The sequence below is a fragment of the Pseudomonas sp. CCI3.1 genome (assembly GCF_034313985.1).
GTDB classification, from domain to species: Bacteria; Pseudomonadota; Gammaproteobacteria; order Pseudomonadales; family Pseudomonadaceae; genus Aquipseudomonas; species Aquipseudomonas psychrophila.
Window position 1 is genome coordinate 3,130,731 of record NZ_JAVIWO010000001.1, and the last position, 17,989, is coordinate 3,148,719.

A 17,989-nucleotide genomic window follows, 5' to 3' on the forward strand; every position below is an offset into this window, starting at 1 on the left:
CTGTCTTGCACCCTGAAAACGGCCCGACAGCCCGGTTTTATTGACTCTAAGGTCAGGCAAAAAAACCACCTCAGGTCATAATGCTGTTCACTTGAGCCAGCGGTGCCTCTGTGGGAGCGAGCCTGCTCGCGAAGGCCGTTAGCGATAACGCGTGATTACGGGTTAATCGCGACGGTCTTAAGGCGATCGCGAGCAGGCTCTCCCACAGCTGAGGTCATACCGCATTCGGGTCAGGTCGGCGTTGGTGTCTGACCGGTAGGGTTCTCCAGCTTGCGCCACAACAACCGCACGTTGGCCTTGCGCACCAGGGCGCAGCGATACAGGCGAATCTCCAGTGGCACGTGCCATTGTGGGCCGCCGCACACCACCAGCTCACCCCGCGCCAGCTCGGCGCGCACACTTAGATGAGGCACCCAGGCAATGCCCAGCCCTTCGAGCGCCATGCTCTTGAGGCTATCCGCCATGGCCGTTTCATAAATAGTGGTGAAACGCAGGCTGCGCTGGCGCAGCAGCAAATTCACCGAGCGCCCCAAAAACGCTCCGGCGCTGTACGCCAGCAATGGCACGCTGGCTTCACCTTCCAGGTCAAACAGCGGCTTGCCGTCCGCATCGGCCGCACACACCGGGAGCATTTCGGTGTTACCCAAGTGCAGTGACGGAAAAATCTCCGGGTCCATCTGTAAAGCCGCATCTGGATCGTAAAAAGCCAGCATCAAATCGCATCCGCCCTCGCGCAAAGCATGCACCGCGTCTCCGACGTTAGTCGCAACAAGCCGCGTGGCAATGTTCAACCCTTCGTTGCGCAATTGGGCGATCCAGCGCGGGAAAAAACCCAGCGCCAGGGAGTGCGCGGCGGCCACTTGCATGACCTCGCCCTGCCCACCTTCGAGGTGATGCAAGTGACGCAACACCTCACCGAGTTGCTCGACCACGGTACGCGCCGTCACCAAAAACAGCTGACCGGCCGCAGTCAACTCCACCGGGGTGCGGGAACGATTCACCAACGTCAGCCCCAGGGCTGCTTCGAGGCTGCGAATACGTCGGCTAAATGCCGGCTGGGTCACAAAACGACGCTCTGCCGCCTGGGAAAAACTGCGGGTCGCAGCCAGGGCACTAAAGTCCTCCAGCCATTTGCTTTCAAGATTCATCGAGTCCTCCCGGACGCGCACCAAATTGGGTCACACGTTCAACGCAGCCGTCGCGTCACGTCGTCATTATGCCGTTTCTGCATAGGATAGTGTTTAAAGGCATTGGCCCAAAATAGTCTGCAGGCCTAGGATTCGCAGCGTTCCGGCCCAGACCGGGTTCTTATCGAGATGATTTCTATCATGTCCTCCGCTGCATCTTTCCGTACCGAAAAAGACCTGCTTGGCGTACTCGAAGTACCGGCTCAAGCGTACTACGGCATCCAGACCCTGCGAGCGGTGCATAACTTCCGCTTGTCCGGCGTCCCGATCTCGCACTACCCGAAGCTGGTTGTGGGCCTGGCAATGGTTAAACAAGCCGCCGCTGACGCCAACCGCGAGCTGGGTCATCTGAGCGACGCCAAGCACGCTGCCATCAGCGAAGCCTGTGCCCGCCTGATCCGCGGCGATTTCCACGAAGAGTTCGTGGTGGACATGATTCAAGGCGGCGCTGGCACTTCAACCAACATGAATGCCAACGAAGTCATCGCCAACATCGCGCTGGAGGCCATGGGCCACCAGAAGGGCGAGTACCAGTACCTGCACCCTAACAACGACGTCAACATGGCGCAGTCGACCAACGACGCCTACCCGACTGCGATCCGCCTGGGTCTGCTGCTGGGTCACGACGCCATGCTTGCCAGCCTCGACAGCCTGATCCAGGCGTTCGCCGCCAAAGGTGTTGAGTTCAGCCACGTGCTGAAAATGGGCCGTACCCAACTGCAAGACGCCGTGCCGATGACCTTGGGTCAAGAGTTCCGTGCGTTTGCCACTACCTTGGGTGAAGACCTGGCCCGCCTGAAAACACTGGCGCCAGAGTTGCTGACCGAAGTGAACCTGGGCGGCACCGCCATTGGTACCGGCATCAACGCCGACCCGCGCTACCAGTTGCTGGCCGTAAACCGCCTGGCGACCATCAGCGGTCACCCGCTGGTACCGGCTGCCGACCTGATCGAAGCCACGTCCGACATGGGCGCCTTCGTTCTGTTCTCCGGCATGCTCAAGCGTACCGCGGTCAAGCTGTCGAAGATCTGCAACGACTTGCGCCTGCTCTCCAGCGGTCCACGTACCGGCATTAACGAAATCAACCTGCCAGCACGTCAGCCAGGCAGCTCGATCATGCCAGGCAAGGTCAACCCGGTTATCCCGGAAGCCGTTAACCAGGTTGCGTTCCAGATCATCGGTAACGACTTGGCACTGACCATCGCTGCCGAAGGCGGTCAACTGCAACTGAACGTGATGGAGCCGCTGATCGCCTTCAAGATCTTCGACTCGATCCGCCTGCTGCAACGCGCCATGGACATGCTGCGCGAGCACTGCATCGTCGGCATCACCGCCAACGAAGCACGCTGCCGTGAACTGGTCGAGCATTCGATCGGCCTGGTCACTGCACTGAACCCGTACATCGGCTATGAAAACGCCACCCGCATCGCCCGTATCGCCCTCGAAAGCGGACGCGGCGTGCTGGAACTGGTGCGCGAAGAAGGTTTGCTCGACGACGCCATGCTCGACGACATCCTGCGCCCGGAAAACATGATTGCTCCGCGTCTGGTGCCCCTCAAGGCCTGATGCTGTAACACGCTCAACGCTCACCAGGTCGAGGGACTAGACACCTCTCACCTTTTGAGGGCCTGTAGATACGTCTGCAGGCCCTTTTTTTTGCCTGAAAAAAGGGCAAATCGGACACAAACTGATGCCTTTTAAGACGACTCGCACATGAAAAATCAATCACTTATGCAGACGCTTCCTGCGCTCCTAGGTATAGTGCCGCCCCTCTTCCTGTGCCCGGCCCCAGCACCAGCGGCCATCGCCAGCACGGAAACAGCATCGTAAACCAAGCAGCAACATGGCCAGGGTCTCATTGATCGCCTACGTTTATGCCTTGCTCAAGCAGGTGTAACGCGATATTTCGATCCGCCCGTGTTGCCATCAGATAAAAACAGCGAGGAATAATCCATGCTTGAAGTCATCAATGACTTCCTCTCAGGGAAAGTGCTAATCGTGCTTATGGTCGGGCTCGGTGGTTACTTCACGATCCGCTCGCGTTTCGTTCAGTTTCGTTACTTCCTGCACATGTTTTCGGTATTCAAAGACAGCCTGCGTAGCAGCGCCGGTGAACTGAGCTCGTTTCAGGCATTGATGCTGAGCCTGGCCGGCCGCGTAGGCGCGGGCAACATTGCCGGTGTCGGCATTGCCGTTACCCTGGGCGGACCGGGTGCCGTGTTCTGGATGTGGGTCACCGCACTGGTCGGCATGTCCAGCAGCCTGATCGAGTGTTCGCTGGGCCAGCTGTACAAGCGTCGCGACGCTGAAGGCCAACTGCGTGGCGGTCCGTCCTTCTATATGAAGCATGGCCTGGGCAAATTGTGGATGGGCCAACTGATGGCCGTGCTGCTGCTGATCACTTTCGGCTTTGCCTTTATGGGCCTGCAAGCCCATGCCGTCACCCACTCGCTGCAAGATGCCTTCGGTTTCGATGTCAGTTACTCAGGCCTGGCCATCGCCATTCTGTTGGGCCTGGTGTTTATCGGTGGTATCAAGCGTATCGCTTCGGTGGCCGACCTGCTGGTTCCGGTCAAGACCCTGGCCTACATCGCGGTCACCCTGTATGTGATCGTGCTGCAATTCGACCACGTGCCTGCGATGCTGGGCCATATCGTCAAGAGCGCCTTCGGCCTCGATCCGGTGTTTGGCGGTCTGATCGGCAGCGCGATTGTGATGGGCGTCAAACGTGGCGTATTCGCCAACGAAGCCGGTCTGGGCAGCGCCCCGAACGTGGCAGCGGTGGCCGATGTTGAACACCCGATCGCCCAAGGCGTGGTTCAGGCGTTCAGCGTATTCCTCGACACCTTCGTGATCTGCACCTGCACCGCCTTGCTGATCTTGCTGTCGGGCTTCTATACCCCGGGCTTTGAAGGCGACGGTATTGCCCTGACCCAGAACTCCCTGGCGGCCGTGGTCGGCGAATGGGGCCGTGTGTTTATCAGCGTGGCACTGGCGCTGTTCGTGTTCACCTCGATGCTCTACAACTACTACCTGGGCGAGAACAACCTGCGCTTTCTGGTCGGTGAAAGCCGCAAGGCGCTGATCGGCTACCGCGTTCTGGTGCTGGTATTGATTTTCTGGGGCTCGATCGAAAACCTGCAAACCGTTTTTGCGTTCGCCGACATCGCCATGACCATGCTGGCCTTCGTTAACCTGGTTGCCCTGGCGATGCTGTTCAAGATCTGCATGCGCGTGCTCAAGGACTACGATGACCAGCGCCGTGCGGGGATCAAGACACCGGTGTTCGATTCCAGTAAATTCTCGGATCTGGATCTGGACCTGAAAGCCTGGCCGCCAAAACCGGCCGCCAAGGTCGAAGAAACAAAACGCTGATACTTGACGCGGCGGTTCTCCAGAACCGCCGCGTTTTTGCTTATGGGGACTCAACAATGACCGCAGCCACTCACCACCCTTCCCAACGCGTCATGGTGCTCTACACCGGCGGCACCATCGGCATGCAAGCCAGCGCCAGCGGCCTGGCACCTGCATCGGGTTTTGAAGCGCGCATGAGCGAGCACCTCGCCAGCCAACCGGCGCTGAAAGTGCCGCAGTGGTCCTTTCGCGAGATGAGCCCGCTGATCGACAGCGCCAACATGACGCCGGCCTACTGGTTGCGCCTGCGTAGCGCGATCATCGAAGCCATCGAACAGGATGGCTGCGATAGCGTCCTGGTGCTGCACGGTACTGACACGCTGGCCTACAGTGCGGCGGCCATGTGCTTTCAGCTGCTGGGCTTGCCAGCACCGGTGCTGTTCACGGGCTCCATGCTGCCAGCAGGCGTACCGGACAGCGATGCCTGGGAAAACGTCAGCGGTGCACTGCAGGCACTGGGCCAAGGCCAGCCTCACGGTGTTCAGTTGTACTTCCACGGCAAGCTGATGGCCCCGACACGTTGCGCCAAGGTACGCAGCTTTGGGCGCAACCCGTTTGTGGCACTGACGCGCAACGGCGGTGTGGCCAAGGCCACTTCATTGCCGGGCGAACTGGTCTACAACCATCCAAAGCACGAAGCCAACGTGGGTGTATTGCCGCTGGTACCGGGCATTGGCGCAGCCCAACTCGACGCACTGCTCAACAGCGGAATCGAAGCGCTGGTGATCGAATGCTTCGGCAGCGGCACGGGTCCCAGCGATAACCCGGACTTCCTCGCCAGCCTGCAACGGGCACAGGAGAACGGTATTGTGGTGGTGGCCATCACCCAATGCCATGAAGGCGGAGTGGAACTGGACGTGTACGAAGCAGGCAGCCGTCTGCGCGGGGTCGGCGTGCTATCAGGGGGAGGCATGACCCGTGAGGCCGTGTTCGGCAAACTGCATGCCTTGCTCGGTGCAGACTTGCCACTGGCTGAAGTGCGTCGCCTGATCGAGCTGGACGTGTGCGGGGAGCTGGCCTGATCGACGTGTAGCTGCTGCCGCAGGCCCGCCTTGATTGAAGGTCCTGCGGCCCTTATCGCAGCCTGCGGCAGCGGCTGCAGGTTCGCGCCCGCCCCGGCACACAACTTGCTGGTTTCCTGCACCCTCACGCAGGAAGCCAGCATGCTGCATTCTCATCTCACTACCCTCAACGCCGTTTCGCTGGTGCTCAGCACCTTCAATGCCGAAGGCTTGTCCAGCGAAGCGTTGTTGGCGGGCAGCGGCATCCGGGCGGCGGATTTGAGCCGCGCAGACACACGCATCACTACCAACCAAGAAATGCGCGTGTGTGCCAACGCCGTCGCCTTGCGCCGCGAAATCGGCCTGGAACTGGGCCGGCGGATGCATGTGTCGTCCTACGGAATGCTCGGTTACGCCCTACTGACCAGTGCCACCTTAGGTGACGCATTGCGTCTGGCTTTACGCTACCCGGCGCTGCTGGGAACACTTTTTGAACTCAGCCTTGAGGTCGAAGGTGAACAGGTGTGGTTCTGCGCCAATGGTTATGCAGAAGGCCCACAACTGGCGGTGTTCAACACCGAGTTATGCCTGGTTTCACTCAAGGTCATTTGTGAAGACCTGCTCGGCCAGCCGTTGCCACTCTTGGGTGCACGTTTTGCCCACAGCGCGCCCGACTACCACGCCAGCTACGGGCAAAGCTTCGATTGCCCTCGCCTGTTCGAGGCCGACAGCAATGCTTTCGCTTTCGCCAAAAGCTGGCTCGACCAGCCCTTGCCCCTGGCCGATGCCGTCACTCATCAGGCGATGGCTGAGCGCTGCCGTAAACAAAACCTGGAGTTCACCGGGCGGCAAACCTGGCTGGAACGCATCCGTAAACTCCTTGCCGCACAACTGCACGCCGCCCCGGGGCTTGAGGGGCTGGCTGAACAAATGAACTGCTCGCCACGTACCCTGCGTCGTCATTTGCACGATGTGGGCTGCAGCTATCAGACGCTCCTCGATGACCTGCGTTTCGAGCGGGCCAAGTTATTGCTCAACGAAACCGAGTGGCCCATTTACCGCATTGCCGAAACCTTGGGCTTCAGTGAAACCGCAAGCTTTCGTCATGCCTTCATACGCTGGAGCGGGGTCGCGCCCAGCCAGTTCCGCGCCTGACTCAGGGGCGAATTTCGGTCAGTGATTTTGGCCATATCCATCTCCTTTTGGCCGCTCCTGCCGTTCTCTCAAACACCTTGCGCCGCAAGACTGTAGGCCACCGCTCAAGCCTTGGGAGAACAAGAACATGCTGACGATCTACTCGGACGATCATCACCTGCATCATGGCCGCTGTGAGTTGATGGACGGGCAATTGATGCCCTGCTTTGAAATGCCCTCTCGTGCCGACCATATCCTGCAGCGCGTGCTAACCCGCGAACTCGGGCCGGTGCGCGCGCCACAAGACTTCGGTCGCGGGCCGATCGAGAGGGTCCACAGCGCAGCCTATCTGGACTTTTTTCAGGGTGCCTGGGCTCGCTGGACCGAGCATGGCCGCGATGGCGACTTGCTGCCCTACACCTGGCCAGCCCGTACCCTGCGCGCCGTTTTACCCACCAGCCTTCACGGCCAGCTTGGTTATTACAGCTTCGACGGCGGTGCGCCCATTACCGCCGGCACATGGCAGGCGGCCTACAGCGCCGCGCAAGTGGCCCTGACCGCCCTGGCCGAAATCCAGAGCGGTGCCCACAGCGCCTTCGCCTTGTGCCGACCACCCGGCCATCACGCCGCCAGCGATTTGATGGGTGGCTACTGCTACCTGAACAACGCTGCCATTGCCGCGCAGGCGTTTCTGGATCAGGGCCGACGCAACGTGGCGATTCTCGACGTGGACTACCACCACGGTAACGGCACGCAGTCGATTTTTTATGAACGCAGCGACGTGCTGTTCACCTCGATTCATGGCCATCCTGAAGCCGAGTTTCCGTTCTTTCTGGGCTATGAAGATGAACTCGGTGAGGGGCCGGGCGAAGGTTTCAACTTCAACTACCCGCTACCCGCGGGCTCAGCCTGGGATCGTTGGAGCGCAGCACTTGAATTGGCCTGCAGCGAAATCGAAGGCTACGACGCTGACGTCATCGTGGTTTCGCTGGGTGTGGATACCTTCAAGAATGACCCGATTTCCCAGTTCAAGCTCGACAGTCCGGACTACCTGCGCATGGGCGAACGCATTGCACGCCTGGGTAAACCGACTCTGTTTGTGATGGAAGGCGGCTACGCCGTTGAGGAAATCGGCGTGAATGCGGTGAACGTGCTTGAAGGGTTTGAACGCATGAACGACGCATAATCCCCGGTGGGAGCGAGCCTGCTCGCGAAGGTATCAGGAGCGTTGCGCTTAGCTAGTCAGCACGCGCTATCGTTAACGAACTTCGCGAGCAGGCTCGCTCCCACAGAGCAACCGCAGCATGCTCCTCAATTCCACACCTTGCCCAGCCGCTCCAGCGCCGCCTTGATCTCCACTTCGGGCACCGCTGCAAACCCCAGCACCAGCCCCGCTCTTTTATCCACAGGCTCAATCGAGTCTTGCTGCCAATAACTGCTTAACCCGTTGATTTCCACTCCTGCCGCCTTGGCCTGCGCCAACAGTGCCTGCTCACGCGCAAAACTGCTCACCGGCACAGCAACGTGCAACCCCGCATTTATTGCCGGCATCGGCCCCACTCCTGCCAGCTCATGGGGCCAGTTTGCCAACAACACATCACGCCGGCTCAAGGCAGCGCGACGCATCCTGCGGATATGCCGCTGAAAATGCCCAGATGCCATAAATTCAGCCATCACCGCCTGGGTGCTGACTTCCGAATGGCGCATATCGAGAGAGCGGCGCCGGGCAAACGGTTCGGTCAAGCCTTTGGGAAGCACCAGGTACCCCAGGCGCAGCGCCGGAAAGGCCACCTTGCCGAATGTGCCCACATATATCACCCGACCACTGCGGTCCAATGCCGCCAACGGCGCCAGCGGCGCACCGCTGTAGCGGTACTCGCCATCGTAGTCGTCTTCGACAATCCAGCCCTGGGTGCGCTCAGCCCAGGCCAGCAGCTCCAAACGCCGGGCCAGGCTCAAGGTGACACCGCTGGGGTACTGATGAGAGGGGGTCACGTAGGCCAGTCGACAGTTGTTCAAGTGCGCCAATGCCGAACAATCCATACCGTCCTGATCCACCGCCACACCCTGCACATGGGCTCCGGCAATCGCAAACGCATACGCAGCTGCGCGATAGCCAGGGTTCTCCACAGCCACCCCCTCGCCCGGCTCTACCAGCAGCTGTGCACAAAGGCTAATCCCCTGCTGCGCGCCACTAGTGATCAAAATTTGATCAGCCGTACACGATAAACCCCGCGAAGTGCGCAAGTACGCCGCAATCAGCCCACGCAAACGCTCATCCCCAGCTGGATCGCCGTAACACAGTTGCTGCAAGTCCGGCTTACGCCAAAAAGCCGCCTGTAGCTTGCTCCATACCTCGAAAGGGAATAAGTCAAACGCCGGGACGCCCACTCGAAATGCACGCGGAACACCGCTGGGAGGAAGGTCCAATGCGTGCTTTGCGACCCTGCTCAGGGCTGTGCTGTGGATAACTTTACTGGATGTAATTACAGGTAATTCAGCCTGTTTTGTGGATAAACCTGTGGGTAAGCCTGTTGAAAACCCTGTGGACAAGTTGGTGGACAACTTTTTTATCGGTAGTGCTTTTTCAGGCAGTTTTGCGACGTAAGTGCCGTCCCCTACTCGGCCCTCAATAAAACCCTCGGCATACAACTGGTCATAGGCCCGTACCACGCTATTTCGGGAAATACCCAGGGCGCAGGCCAGATCGCGGCTGGCGGGCAACCGCGCACCGCCACTCAACCGTCCATCCAGCACGCGCTGGCGCAATGCCTGATACAGCTGGCGACTCAGGCCTTTTTTCGGATCAAGCTCAATTCCGGCTGGGTTGAAGGCGATTGAAAGCGCTGAATCCGTCATGGATTGGACCTATGAAAATGACCATTAATGGCTCTTACAACAAACCAATAGCCTGCCTAGGATGAAGCCATTCGCCAAGGATAATTTCTATGTACGTTCCCCGCGCCTTCGCAGTAGACGACGTTCCAATCCTGCATCAGCAAATGCTGGCCACGCCCCTGCCCGTGCTCGTTACTCACGCCAGCCAAGGCTTGATCGCCAGTCATGTGCCTTTACTGCTGAACCCCGATGAAGGGCCCTACGGCACGCTGTACGGCCACCTTGCCCGTGCCAATCCGCACTGCAAAGCTCTGGCTGAAGGGGTAGAGAACCTGGTGATTTTCGCCGGAGAACAGGCCTACATCAGCCCGTCTTTCTATCCCAGCAAGGCTGAGCACGGCAAAGCAGTGCCCACCTGGAATTACCTCGCCGTGCACGCTTATGGCACAGCAGAGGTCTTCGATGATGCCGAGCGTTTACTGGCGCTGGTCAGCCGCCTGAGCAACAAGCACGAAGCAGACCGCTCTGACCCTTGGTCGGTCAGTGATGCACCCGCGGACTACATCGACAGCATGCTCAAGGCCATCGTGGGTTTTCGCCTGCCCATCACCCGTCTGGACGGCAAACGTAAACTCAGCCAGAACCGCGACGCTACCGACCAAGCGGGCGTACGCAAGGGACTCTTGGCCAACAGCAACCCGCACGACCACGCACTCGCTCACTTAATGGCCAAGGAATAGCGCCCATGACTCAAATCCAGATAAAACCCGCAACCGCTGCCGATCACGCACAGTGGCTCCCCCTCTGGCAGGCGTATTTACGCTTCTACAAAACCGAACTGTCCGACGAGATCACCCAAACCACCTGGGCACGCTTTTTCGATCCGGCAGAACCGACTTCCCTGGCCCTTGCCTGGCAGGACGATAAAGCCGTAGGCATGGTCCAGTGCGTTTATCACCGCACCAACTGGAGCATTAAAAACGCCTGCTATCTTCAAGACCTGTTTGTCAGCCCTCAGGTGCGCGGCAAAGGGGTGGGCCGCCAACTGATCGAGCACGTATATGCCGTCGCGCGCGATAAAGACTGTGCCAAAGTCTATTGGATGACTCAGGAAACCAACGCCACGGCGATTCAGCTGTATGAGCGCATTGCCGAGCGCCCTGGCTTTATTCAGTTTCGCAAAACCTTGTCATAACTAAGGAACGCGCAATGCCCGACTCTCTAGAACACTGGCTGGCGGCCAAAACACCCGATACCCGAACCCTTGAAGGGCAATTCATTCGTCTGGAAAAGCTCGACCCGGCACGGCATGGCGATGAACTATGGCTAGCCTTACAAGGACCGCAGGCGGATCCCAAGCTTTGGGACTACTTACCCTACGGGCCCTTCAATGAGCGTCCGACGTTTGATACCTGGTTGCACAACCATGCTGCCAGTCGTGATCCACATTTTTATACCGTCATTGATAAGTCGAGCGCAGAGGCACAAGGCTTGATCAGCCTGATGTGCATTGTCCCGGAACACGGGCGTATCGAGATCGGCCACGTGACCTTTGGCGCCCCCATGCAGCGTTCGCCAAAAAGTACCGAAGCAGTCTACCTGCTGGCCAAGGAAGCCTTCGCATTGGGCAACCGACGCCTGGAGTGGAAGTGCAACAACGACAACGCGCGCTCAAAGCGTACAGCAGTACGATTGGGGTACACATACGAAGGCGTATTCCGCCAGCATATGGTGGTTAAAGGCAAAAATCGTGATACCACGTGGTACAGCATTATCAGTACGGAATGGCCCTCTATAGCAGCAGGCTTCGAAAAATGGCTGGCACTGGATAACCAACCAGAAAGCGGCCAAATAAAGACCCTGGAAGAATGCCGAGCATCAACTGTATAAAATTTGATCAACACGCCCAACAAGGACTGTTGGGCGTTTTTGCGTTCAGAAGGGGTTAAAACTTGCGAGGTAACCGGACAACTCCCATCTGCAACCCAAAAGGCTTGAACACAGCATTCAGGGATTTAAGTGTGGGGTTACCTTCGCCGTGTTCGATTTGAATCAAGGTTCGAACCGAGATTTTGCACATGCGGGCGAATTGGGTTTGCTGCAACCGGGTGACATCCACCCTGAATCGCTTTACCGCTTCGCCTAACGTGATCTTGCCCTGAGCCAGATCAGCCTCAATGCTTTCGATCATCAGCTGACGCGCATCAATAGTCAGGGTCATTTCAAGCCCCACTCGCGCAATCGCTGGTCGAGGTTTTTAAGCGCTATTTGTGGATGGTTCATTGTCATTTCCGGCAAACCTTCAGCGCGAAGCAAATCAGGCAAGGCCCGCAGCGGCTCTACGTCAGTGCGCAAACGCTGATACGCCATATCCGGATCAATAATCGCGCTCAGCGACTCACAGGCGCCTCGCCAATCAATTTGCCCTGCACGCTCAACCTCCCGCGACCACTTGGTTGTACGCGTAATACCTTCACCATCCATCACCATGGGCGCCAGGTCATACACAGGCGCCAGGCGAAATGAATCAACACCCCGAATAATCGCGGTGTTGCGGCCATGGTTATCACTGTTGCCGAGGATTTTGTTTAGCAGATCGCGGCGCAAGTATTCAGCCACCAGATCAGGGATCTGATCCTGCTGGCCAGCATGCTTCCAAAGCGCTGCCAACCGCTCAAGCACTTCGACGTGAGCCATGTCGCTGCCGGGCTCAGTGACCTGGGCAAGAGAATAGACAGACTCCACAGCAAGCCTCTCGACGCCTTGCCCAGTGACCTTGCGGTCAAAGCGCTGCATCCACAGGCTCGGCTTTCGCCCTTCTTCCAGCGCCAGCCCTTGAGCTGGAACAGTTTCGATACCCAATGCCTGCAAGGCTTTGTAGTACATGAATTCGCTGCGCAAAATGTCGCAGTCCAGCTCCAACCCCTTGTTGCGAGCAAACTTGATGAACCAATGCTGCCTGACGTCAGGGTCCGCCAGGGTAGCGTCGGGATACAACAAGCCATCCGCGCCTTCAGACATCAACAGTTTTGGCGCTTCGCCACCCGCCCCTGTTGCGCCGCCAATCGCAGCTCCTTGCTCGTGGGCGTACTCAAGAAAGCTGTTGTCACGATCGATCACGTCCTGGCGAGAGAAGCCCAGCGCCGCATGGGTATCAAGCCGCTCAAACGACTCTTTAATCCGCAGATGGCCTATCGGCGCAGGTGTGCTGCGGCCAAGCAAAAACAAATCAATGCTCAAGTCCTCAGGTTTTTCCCGCCCTATTTGCTTGATCAGGATTTTCTTCGCAGCCCCGGCCGGGGCAATATCGTGCCGGAAGGCGGGAGCCTTTTTCAGCATGTGCGTATCCCACTCAACGGGCACACACGCACTCACCGAGCAAAGAAAGGGGCTTTCAATGGCCTCCAGGTTTTGCATCAGGTACTTCTGCTTGTAGCCAAAGCGGCAAGGGCCATCGAGCCCTTTATTCGGCTCAGAAAAAGCCAGCGTCATCGCGTCATGCCACTGACCGGCACGGTAGAGCTGAAGGGTTAGCTGAAACATGCTCGCACCTGCAATTCAATGCATATCAAACAATCGAATAAACCATTACCTGCAATATAGTGCAGTTATAGTTATTTTTCTCGCCCAGACAATGCATTTTAATGCAGATAAAGGCGATTGCCGGATCATCCGCCTGCATTAAAATACAGATATAAAAAGTCAGTCGAAAAAAAAGGGGAGCACATGCTCCCCCGAGGTTTAAAGCGTTTGTATCAAAGGCGGTATCAGGCTTCGATTTCGATCAGAATTTCGCCCGGGTTAACGCGGTCGCCTTTAATGACGTGGATGGTGACGATTTTGCCCGCGATGGCGGCCTGAACTTCGGTCTCCATTTTCATCGCTTCGGTGATCAGTACCGACTGGCCAGCCTTGACGACGTCGCCTACAGCAACCAGTACATCAACGATGTTGCCCGGCATTGCAGTGCTCACGTGGCCCGGCTCGCTGGCTTGCTTGCGTTTGCTCGAAGTGCCACCCACGAATTCGTTGAGCGGCTCGAACACCACCTCTTCCGGCATGCCGTCGATGGACAGGTAGAAGTGACGCTTGCCTTCTGCCTTGACGCCCACACCGGTGATATCAACGCGGTAGCTTTCGCCGTGTACGTCGATCACGAATTCAGTCGGTACGCCCTCACCGCTTGCCTTGGTGACGCCGCCCGCCTCAGGAATCGGCAGCAAGACTTCCGGAGCCAAGGTGCCTGCAGCACGCTCTTCGAGGAACTTGCGGCCGATGTCCGGGAACATGGCGAAGGTCAGTACGTCTTCTTCCGACTTGGCCAAAGCACCAATCTCAGCACGCAACTTGACCATTTCTGGCTTTAGCAGGTCAGCAGGACGTACATCGATCAGCTCTTCGTTGCCGATAGCCTGACGGCGCAGTTGCTCGTTGACCACGCCCGGCGCCTTACCGTAGCCACCTTGCAGGTACAGCTTCACTTCGTTGGTGATGGTCTTGTAGCGCTCGCCAGCCAGCACGTTGAAGAACGCCTGGGTGCCGACGATTTGCGAAGTCGGCGTTACCAACGGCGGGAAGCCCAGGTCCTCACGAACACGCGGGATTTCGGCCAGCACTTCGCTCATGCGGTTCAGGGCGCCCTGTTCCTTGAGCTGGTTGGCAAGGTTGGAAATCATCCCGCCTGGCACCTGATTGACTTGAACACGGGTGTCGACTGCGGTGAATTCGCTTTCAAACTGGTGATACTTCTTACGCACCGCATAGAAGTACAAGCCAATTTCCTGCAGCAATGACAGGTCAAGACCGGTGTCGTATTCGCTGCCTTTAAGGGCCGCTACCATCGACTCTGTACCCGGGTGGCTGGTGCCCCACGCAAAGCTGGAGATGGCGGTGTCGATGTGGTCGGCGCCGTTTTCAATCGCCTTGAGCTGGCACATCGAAGCCAGACCCGCGGTGTCATGGGAGTGAATAAAGATTGGCAGGCTGATTTCAGCCTTCAGCGCCTTGACCAGATCGCCAGTGGCGAACGGGGTCAACAAACCAGCCATGTCCTTGATTGCAACAGAGTCGCAACCCATGGCCTCCATCTGCTTGGCTTGGGCCACAAACGCTTCAGTGGTATGCACCGGGCTGGTGGTATAGGCGATGGTGCCCTGAGCGTGCTTGCCAGCAGCCTTGACCGCTTCGATGGCGACGCGCAGGTTACGGACGTCGTTCATGGCGTCGAAAATGCGGAACACGTCGATGCCGTTGACCGCAGCTTTGGCGACGAAGGCTTTGACCACGTCATCGCTGTAGTGGCGATAGCCAAGCAGGTTCTGGCCGCGCAACAGCATTTGCAGGCGAGTGTTAGGCAAGGCGGCACGCAGTTGGCGCAGACGCTCCCACGGGTCTTCCTTGAGGAAGCGTACGCAAGCGTCAAAAGTGGCGCCGCCCCAGACTTCCAGCGACCAGTAGCCGACTTTGTCGAGCTTGTCGCAAATCGGCAGCATGTCTTCAGTGCGCATGCGGGTAGCCAGCAGCGACTGGTGGGCGTCACGCAGGATGGTGTCAGTTACAAAGATCTTCTTGGACATGAAAATATTCCTCACAGGCCTGCGTGGGCGGCAATGGCGGCAGCGATGGCCAGGGCCAGCTCTTCGGGTTTGCGCTTGATCGAGTAGTTGGTCAGTTCTGGATGGCTTTCTACGAAGCTGGTATTGAACTGGCCACTACGGAATTCCGGGTTACGCAGGATTTCCTGGTAATACGCGGCGGTGGTTTTGACCCCTTGCAGACGCATGTCGTCGAGGGCGCGCAAACCACGGTCCATCGCTTCTTCCCAGGTCAGGGCCCACACCACCAGCTTCAGACACATGGAGTCGTAATACGGCGGGATGGTGTAGCCGGTGTAGATCGCCGTGTCGGTACGCACGCCAGGACCGCCGGGCGCGTAGTAACGGGTGATCTTGCCGAAGCTGGGCAGGAAGTTGTTTTTCGGGTCTTCAGCATTGATCCGGAACTGCAGGGCAAAACCGCGGTGCTGGATGTCTTCTTGCTTGATCGACAACGGCAGGCCGGAGGCGATGCGAATTTGTTCACGAACAATGTCGATGCCGGTGATTTCTTCGGTGATGGTGTGTTCCACCTGCACCCGGGTGTTCATCTCCATGAAGTACACCTCGCCCTCGGCGAGCAGGAACTCCACGGTACCGGCGTTCTCGTAACCCACCGCCTTGGCGGCGCGTACCGACAGGTCGCCGATGTAGGCGCGCTGCTCCGGGGTCAGCTGAGGGCTTGGGGCAATTTCGATGAGCTTTTGGTTGCGACGCTGGATCGAGCAGTCGCGCTCAAACAAATGCACTACGTTGCCAAAACTGTCACCGAGGATCTGCGCTTCGATGTGCTTGGGGTTAACGATGCACTTTTCCAGGAACACTTCTGCCGAGCCAAAGGCTTTGGTGGCTTCAGAGATCACTCGAGGAAAGGCTTGCTCCAGTTCTTCACGGCTGTTGCAGCGACGAATCCCGCGTCCGCCACCACCCGAGGTGGCTTTGAGCATGACCGGATAGCCAATGCGCTCGCCTTCGAGCAATGCTTCGTGGATATCGGCAACGTTGCCTTCAGTACCGGGCGTGACCGGCACGCCGGCCTTGATCATGCTGCGACGCGCTTCAGTCTTGTCGCCCATGCGGCGGATGACTTCAGCGGACGGGCCGATGAACTTGATTCCGCGCTCGGCGCAAATATCAGCCAGCTCTGCATTTTCTGACAGAAAACCATAACCGGGATGCAGGGCATCACAACCGGTTTCAACAGCCAGGTTCACCAGCTTGCGCGGGTTCAAATAACCGGCCAGCGGGTCTTCGCCAATGCTGTGGGCTTCATCGGCACGTTTAACGTGCAAGGCATGTCGATCCGCTTCGGAATAGACCGCCACGGAACGAATACCCATCTCGGCGCAGGCACGCACGATGCGGACGGCAATTTCTCCGCGGTTGGCGATCAGGATCTTTTTTATCACTTGGATTTTCCCTAAAGCCCATGGAACAAACGACCTGCTAGACCAGGTCGGCACGTGTCCAAATGTGTCTGAACCGTTGTGTCGCCACACTAGACCCACGCAGCAATAAACAAAAATCAATAATTCTTGGGTCGTGCATAAGTAACAACTTATAGTTAATCAACTTGCCGCTTCGGATACTTTTATAAAAATGCGTAAGTCATTGATGCGTATCACTTTTCGTCAATTACAGGTGTTCAACGAAGTCTGTGATTTGCGCTCATACAGCCGCGCTGCAGAAGAAATGTCGCTGACACAACCCGCCGTAAGTCTGCAAATTCGTCAGCTTGAAGAGCTGATTGGTCAGCCTTTGTTCGATTACGTAGGCAAAAAACTGTACATGACCGAGGCGGCTGAAGCGCTTCAGTTGGCCAGCCGGGATATTTTCGGGCGCCTTGAAAACCTCGACATGCAGCTCTCGGACATGCTCGGGTCGTTGCAAGGTCAGCTGAAGTTGGCGGTTGAATCGAGCGCAAAGTATTTCGTGCCGCACCTGTTTGCTGCGTTCAAGCGCCAGCACCCGGAGGTCAATTTGCAGCTAACGGTGGTCAATCGGGCGCAAGCCGTTCGTCGACTGTCGGATAACCGCGACGATCTGGTGATCATGTCGATGGTGCCGCAGGACATGGGCCTGGAGTTTCTGCCCTTTTTGAATAACCCGATTGTTGCCGTCGCACCGGTAGACCACCCGCTGTGCAGTCGTGGCCCCCTGCATTTGCAGGACCTGGAGCCTTATACCTTGCTGATGCGCGAGCAGGGTTCGGGCACGCGCCTGGCGTGCGAGGAGTACTTCAAGGAGAAGCGCGTTCACTTCAGTCAAACGCTGGAAGTGTCATCCAATGAGTCTCAACGCGAGTGTGCGGTGGCCGGACTGGGCGTGGCGCTGTTAACACGCCACGCCGTCAGCCTGGAGCTTGCAACCGGCCTGTTGCGCGAGTTGCCGGTCGAAGAGTTGCCGCTGTATCGCAGCTGGTGCGTGGTGCAGGCCAAAGCCAAGCGCCTGTCACCGGTGGCCCATGCGTTTCTGGGGTTTATTCGCAGTGAGCGCCTGCAAATCAGCGAGCTGGTTGAGCGCTTCGACGGTCACTTGCCGACGCTGCCTGCCAATAGTTGATGGCGCCAAGATCCGGGTAGTCAGAGGTTTCCAGACGCAGCTGGCGCTGGTTCGTATGCTCTTCAATCGCTCGACGGAAGGCCATGCGGCGCTGGTCTTCTTGCTGACGGCGGGTTTTGACGGCGCTATTGCGTTCTTCGTAAGGCTGAGCCATTTCGAGTCTCCCAAGGCGTGTACGGGAGTTTCAAGATGGACTTTGTTTATGACGACTTGGCGAAGATGGGATGACAGGGGGATGAAGGCTGAATATGAGTACTGT

General features: G+C 57.9%; 16 protein-coding genes. 9 read left to right on the top strand and 7 right to left on the bottom strand.

Annotation, left to right across the window (positions count from 1 at the left end):
• Window positions 1-230: 230 nt before the first annotated feature.
• The gene (locus RGV06_RS14235) at window positions 231-1,148 is read right to left on the bottom strand and encodes a LysR substrate-binding domain-containing protein (protein ID WP_019826954.1); all 918 of its coding nucleotides are present in this window, start codon (window positions 1,146-1,148) and stop codon (window positions 231-233) included.
• A 180-nt stretch (window positions 1,149-1,328) separates the two neighbouring features.
• Here RGV06_RS14235 and aspA point away from each other — a divergent pair, with 180 nt between their 5' ends.
• From aspA to RGV06_RS14260, 5 genes are all read left to right on the top strand, one after another.
• Window positions 1,329-2,753 carry an aspartate ammonia-lyase gene (gene aspA, locus RGV06_RS14240; protein ID WP_019826952.1) on the top strand — a complete coding sequence of 475 codons (1,425 nt, stop codon included), beginning with the start codon at window positions 1,329-1,331 and terminating at the stop codon, window positions 2,751-2,753.
• Window positions 2,754-3,140: 387 nt separating this feature from the next.
• On the top strand, window positions 3,141-4,562 hold the full coding sequence (locus RGV06_RS14245) for an alanine/glycine:cation symporter family protein (RefSeq protein ID WP_019826950.1): 1,422 nt from the start codon (window positions 3,141-3,143) through the stop codon (window positions 4,560-4,562).
• Window positions 4,563-4,618: 56 nt separating this feature from the next.
• Complete coding sequence (locus RGV06_RS14250) at window positions 4,619-5,623, top strand: asparaginase (protein ID WP_019826948.1); 1,005 nt, start codon at window positions 4,619-4,621, stop codon at window positions 5,621-5,623.
• Between the two features lie 141 nt (window positions 5,624-5,764).
• Complete coding sequence (locus RGV06_RS14255; RefSeq protein WP_037032524.1) at window positions 5,765-6,757, top strand: AraC family transcriptional regulator; 993 nt, start codon at window positions 5,765-5,767, stop codon at window positions 6,755-6,757.
• A gap of 127 nt (window positions 6,758-6,884) precedes the next feature.
• Window positions 6,885-7,922, top strand: a complete 1,038-nt coding sequence (locus RGV06_RS14260) for a histone deacetylase family protein (protein ID WP_322150261.1) — start codon at window positions 6,885-6,887, stop codon at window positions 7,920-7,922.
• Between the two features lie 125 nt (window positions 7,923-8,047).
• On the opposite strand, the gene RGV06_RS14265 is transcribed toward RGV06_RS14260, so the two are convergent.
• A complete protein-coding gene (locus RGV06_RS14265) occupies window positions 8,048-9,595 on the bottom strand; it encodes a PLP-dependent aminotransferase family protein (protein ID WP_019826942.1) in 1,548 nt (515 codons plus the stop codon).
• An 89-nt stretch (window positions 9,596-9,684) separates the two neighbouring features.
• Here RGV06_RS14265 and RGV06_RS14270 point away from each other — a divergent pair, with 89 nt between their 5' ends.
• The 3 genes from RGV06_RS14270 to RGV06_RS14280 are packed head-to-tail and all read left to right on the top strand — an operon-like array spanning window position 9,685 to window position 11,464.
• Window positions 9,685-10,314: an FMN-binding negative transcriptional regulator gene (locus RGV06_RS14270; RefSeq protein WP_322150263.1), complete on the top strand. Its 630-nt coding sequence runs from the start codon at window positions 9,685-9,687 to the stop codon at window positions 10,312-10,314.
• Window positions 10,315-10,319: 5 nt separating this feature from the next.
• Window positions 10,320-10,769: a GNAT family N-acetyltransferase gene (locus RGV06_RS14275; protein ID WP_322150264.1), complete on the top strand. Its 450-nt coding sequence runs from the start codon at window positions 10,320-10,322 to the stop codon at window positions 10,767-10,769.
• Between the two features lie 14 nt (window positions 10,770-10,783).
• Window positions 10,784-11,464 (top strand): GNAT family N-acetyltransferase, encoded by a 681-nt coding sequence (locus tag RGV06_RS14280; RefSeq protein WP_019826936.1) that lies wholly within the window; start codon window positions 10,784-10,786, stop codon window positions 11,462-11,464.
• 55 nt (window positions 11,465-11,519) lie between these two features.
• On the opposite strand, the gene RGV06_RS14285 is transcribed toward RGV06_RS14280, so the two are convergent.
• The 4 genes from RGV06_RS14285 to RGV06_RS14300 form a co-directional block, all read right to left on the bottom strand.
• Window positions 11,520-11,795: a helix-turn-helix domain-containing protein gene (locus RGV06_RS14285; protein WP_019826935.1), complete on the bottom strand. Its 276-nt coding sequence runs from the start codon at window positions 11,793-11,795 to the stop codon at window positions 11,520-11,522.
• The gene (locus RGV06_RS14290; RefSeq protein ID WP_322150265.1) at window positions 11,792-13,117 is read right to left on the bottom strand and encodes a HipA domain-containing protein; all 1,326 of its coding nucleotides are present in this window, start codon (window positions 13,115-13,117) and stop codon (window positions 11,792-11,794) included. Before RGV06_RS14290 ends, RGV06_RS14285 begins: the two co-directional genes overlap by 4 nt.
• A 224-nt stretch (window positions 13,118-13,341) precedes the next feature.
• Window positions 13,342-15,150, bottom strand: coding sequence for a sodium-extruding oxaloacetate decarboxylase subunit alpha (oadA, locus tag RGV06_RS14295; protein WP_019826931.1), 1,809 nt, complete (start codon window positions 15,148-15,150; stop codon window positions 13,342-13,344).
• 11 nt (window positions 15,151-15,161) lie between these two features.
• Window positions 15,162-16,577, bottom strand: coding sequence for an acetyl-CoA carboxylase biotin carboxylase subunit (locus RGV06_RS14300; RefSeq protein WP_019826929.1), 1,416 nt, complete (start codon window positions 16,575-16,577; stop codon window positions 15,162-15,164).
• Window positions 16,578-16,767: 190 nt separating this feature from the next.
• On the opposite strand from RGV06_RS14300, the gene RGV06_RS14305 reads away from it, so the two are divergent.
• Window positions 16,768-17,730, top strand: a complete 963-nt coding sequence (locus RGV06_RS14305; RefSeq protein WP_019826928.1) for a LysR family transcriptional regulator — start codon at window positions 16,768-16,770, stop codon at window positions 17,728-17,730.
• On the opposite strand, the gene RGV06_RS14310 is transcribed toward RGV06_RS14305, so the two are convergent.
• Entirely contained in the window at window positions 17,672-17,884 is a 213-nt protein-coding gene (locus RGV06_RS14310) for a PA3496 family putative envelope integrity protein (protein ID WP_019826927.1), read from the bottom strand. The two genes, RGV06_RS14305 and RGV06_RS14310, sit on opposite strands and share 59 nt — an antisense overlap.
• Window positions 17,885-17,989 lie beyond the last annotated feature (105 nt).